The 825-nt window shown below is 55.4% G+C and carries 1 pseudogene; it reads right to left on the bottom strand.

From position 1 onward, the window contains the following. Positions 1 to 763: pseudogene (locus JN414_RS16410) on the bottom strand (IS5 family transposase); the annotation flags it as partial. Positions 764 to 825: the final 62 nt, after the last annotated feature.

Below are 825 nucleotides of genomic sequence, written 5' to 3'. Positions count from 1 at the left end.
CTGTAGGTTTTGAGATGATCTATGGTTGCAGCGATGCAGATGACGGCCATGAAGGATGTGGCGGTATTTTCGTATCGTGTAGCGATTGCTCTCCACTCCTTGAGACGTGCTCATAGGTTTTCGACCAGATGTCGGTACCGATAGGCCCATTTGGGGCAGGATACCTGCGGCTCGTTGCGTTTTGTCGGGACGAGCGGGTGTGAGCCCCTTTCCCACAGGGATTCTCGGATCTGGTTCGAGGCGTAGTAGCGCGTAGCGTACGGCAATGCGTCAAGGAGCGCCATGGCTGGGGAAAGTTCATGGGCCTGACCTAGCGTCAGGGTAAAAGGCAGGTCCTTTCCATGGCCATCTGCGGCTACGCAGACTTCGCTGTCAAAACCTCCACGCGAGCGACCAAGTGCTTCACGATCATTTTGGCTTCCTCTGAATCCCCCTTTTGGGCCGCTTCTGCCGCCTTATGATGAGTCCGAATGTTCGTACCATCAAGGAAGGCCATACCCAATGCCGGATCCTGACCCTTCACCTGTTCAAACAGAGCCTGCCAAACGCCGACCTTTATCCAACGGATGAAGAATTGAGCCACCGTCCACCAAGGGCCGAGTTTCGCAGAAATGGATCGCCACTTCGTCCCGTTCTGGTGGCGCCAGAAAGTCGCCGACAGGGTCCGTCACAGATCGCGAGGCGGGGTTTTGCCTTTCGGACGGACCGCCTCGATCACTGGTTCCCAGATCGACCACGCATCATCGGAAAATACAGACTGCATCATGCTCATCACAGATGAGCTGGGCGGTTCACTACCTATTTTAAGGCCTAACAGGCCCTAAA

Source organism: Gluconobacter sp. Gdi (genome assembly GCF_014132155.1).
In the GTDB taxonomy this organism is placed as follows: Bacteria; Pseudomonadota; Alphaproteobacteria; order Acetobacterales; family Acetobacteraceae; genus Gluconobacter.
Note: the sequence above shows the minus strand (reverse complement) of the source record. Positions and strands in the feature narration are given on the sequence as shown.